The sequence below is a fragment of the Delftia sp. ZNC0008 genome (assembly GCF_000799035.1).
Lineage (GTDB): Bacteria > Pseudomonadota > Gammaproteobacteria > Burkholderiales > Burkholderiaceae_C > Comamonas > Comamonas tsuruhatensis.
In genome coordinates, this window is the sequence record NZ_JTKZ01000902.1 from 1 (window position 1) to 2,649 (window position 2,649).

Sequence of the window (2,649 nt, forward strand, 5' to 3'; positions counted from 1 at the left end):
CCGCGTTGATGCTCAGGCGGTCGGCATGGCGGCCTGCCTGGGCCAGCAATTCAGGGGCGGCATCCGGGATGGTCTTCAGATGGATGTAGCCGCGAAAGTCATGCTCCTCGCGCAGGCGGCGGGCCACTTCCACCAACTGCTCCATGGTGTAGTCGCTGGAACGGATGATGCCGCTGGACAGGAACAGCCCCTCGATGCAGTTGCGCCGGTAGAAGTCCAGCGTCAGCTGCACCACCTCGGCCACCGTGAAGCGGGCGCGCTGCACGTTGGAGCTCTTGCGGTTGATGCAGTAGCGGCAGTCGAAGATGCAGACATTGGTCAGCAGGATCTTGAGCAGCGAGATGCAGCGCCCGTCGGGCGCATAGCTGTGGCAGATGCCCATGCCGGTGACCGAGCCCATGCCCTTGCCGTCCAGCGAGTCGCGCCCCTGCGATCCGCTGGAGGCGCAGCTGGCGTCGTACTTGGCGGCGTCGGCGAGGATGAAAAGTTTGCGTTGCAGCTCCATGGCTGTATGAATATACAGTATATTTGCCTGGCACATCCGGTTTTTCGAGAGCCCATCCCCCAGCCAGGGTCTGGTCCGGCCTTGCCTGGCTCCGGTTTGAACGCACTGTCGGCTATCGCAATGGCCAGCGGATTGCAATGGTTGCCAGTGCAATGGAATGAAACCGTTTTCAGTGCGGAATGAGTGCTTGCTTTCAATGGGTGGCGATGTGCATCGCAGGAAATGGTGAATGCGTGTTTCCTGCGTCTTTTTTTAATGCCTGAAGGCTGGTACGGCTTGGTGCCATCAATGCATGCGCTGATATAGCGCAGCTGGCTGCGCGCCATGGGGTTCCCGGTTCATGGGAGAGAGGTTTGACGTTGTTGTGATTTGTTTCAAATTGCCGATAACTATTGCTGATAGGCTTTCGGGCTTGCCGGGCGCGGTCGTTTTTTCTTCATTCAATGCGCCTGGCGATGACAAACACTTGGAGAGGGAGCTTCGGTGTCGCGTGTATTAGGAACAGAGAGCGAAGTGCTGGCGCTATCGCCGGACGCTTCCTCCAGCAAGGCCGCCAAGGGACTGCAATCGCCCGCCAAATGGCCCGCCATGGGCGCCAACGATGTGGCGGTGTGGGGCGAGTGCCAGGGCAGCGGCAGCAAGCCCTACCAGACCCAGGTGGACCTGTCGGGACCCTCCTTCAAATGCTCTTGCCCCAGCCGCAAGTTCCCCTGCAAGCATGGGCTGGCGCTGATGCTGATGCGTGCGGGCGGCCAGGTCACCGAGGGCGGCGATCCACCGGCCTGGGTGCAGACCTGGCTGGACAGCCGCCAGGAAAAGGCCGAGAAGAAGGAGGCCAAGGCTGCCGCTGCGGCGGCCGAGCCGCCACCCGATCCCGAGGTTGCGGCCGGGCAGCAGGCCAGGCGCGAAGACAAGCGCTGGGACAAGGTCGAGGCGGGCCTGCAGGAACTGTCGCTGTGGATGCAGGACATGGTGCGCGCGGGCCTGGCCAACCAGGCCGGCGACTCCCAGATGCGCCAGCGCTGGAACACCATGGCCGCGCGCATGGTCGATGCGCAGGCCACGGGCATGGCGGCACGCATCAAGGACTGCCGGGATCTGGTGGACAGCCACCGCGACTGGCCGCGCGACATGCTGGTGCAGCTGGGCCACTGGCAGCTGATCATTGACGCCGTGCGCCGCCGCGAATCGCTGAGCCCCGAGGTCAAGGCCGACGTGATGGCCGCGCTGGGCTGGCCCATGGACAAGGCCGAGGTGCAGGCCAGGGGCCAGCTGGTCGAGGACGAGTGGCTGGTGGCCGGCCTGCGCATGATCGAGCGCGAAGGCCGGCTCATGGAGCGGCGCGTCTGGCTGCAGGGCCAGCGCACGGGGCGCATGGCCCTGGTGCTGGACTACGCGCAGGGCGGGCGCGGCTTCGAATCGGCCTGGGTGCCTGGCCATCGCTACGGATGCGCGCTGAATTTCTACCCGGGCCATGCGCCGCTGCGCGCCATTGCCGCCAACGGCAACGGGCCTGCGCTGCCTGCCGAGGGCGCCAGCCCGCTGGACACCTCGGCCGTGGGCGACGTCCTGCAGCAGATGGGCCGGCGCATTGCCGCCAACCCGCTGCAGGCCACGCAGCCGCTGTGCCAGGACGGGTTGCGCCTGGTGCCTGCCCAGGGCCAATGGTTTGCGGCCTGGCCCGATGCGCCGGGCGCATCGGCGGCTGCGCCCGGCGTGTCTGCTGACGGCACTGCCGCGTCTGTGCAACCCGTTCCCGTGGCCATTGACGATGCCGAAGCCTGGCGCCTGCTGGCGCTCAGCGGCGGCGCGCCCATGCAGCTGTTTGGCGAATGGGAGCCCGGCCCGGCCGTGGGCCGCTGGCGCCTGCTGAGCGCCTGGCAGGCCCGCGAGGGCGAAAGTGCCCGGCAATGTATCTGGCAGAACCAGGGTGAACCGGTATGAGCAACACACAACTTTGGACTGCGCTGCAGCAATCGGCCATGGTCGGCTCGGACCGGCTGGCCGTGCCGCCTGCGCTGGCTTCGGGCGTTGATCCGTCTGCCCCGTGGTCGCAGCAGGCCGTGCAGGCCGCGCTGCTGCCCCGGGCGGACCTGCCCGGCGACTCGCCCGCCCAGCAACTGCTGCGCGCCAGCGCCGTGGCG

The 2,649-nt window shown here is 66.6% G+C and carries 1 protein-coding gene and 2 pseudogenes; 2 read left to right on the plus strand and 1 reads right to left on the minus strand.

The genetic code is table 11. From position 1 onward, the window contains the following. A pseudogene (locus tag L995_RS29175) lies at positions 1-505 on the minus strand (putative DNA modification/repair radical SAM protein); the annotation flags it as partial. Between the two features lie 483 nt (positions 506-988). Here L995_RS29175 and L995_RS29180 point away from each other — a divergent pair. After that, the gene (locus L995_RS29180; RefSeq protein ID WP_047474913.1) at positions 989-2,449 is read left to right on the plus strand and encodes an SWIM zinc finger family protein; all 1,461 of its coding nucleotides are present in this window, start codon (positions 989-991) and stop codon (positions 2,447-2,449) included. Further along, a pseudogene (locus tag L995_RS29185) lies at positions 2,446-2,649 on the plus strand (DUF5691 domain-containing protein); the annotation flags it as partial. The gene L995_RS29180 and the pseudogene L995_RS29185, both read left to right, overlap by 4 nt.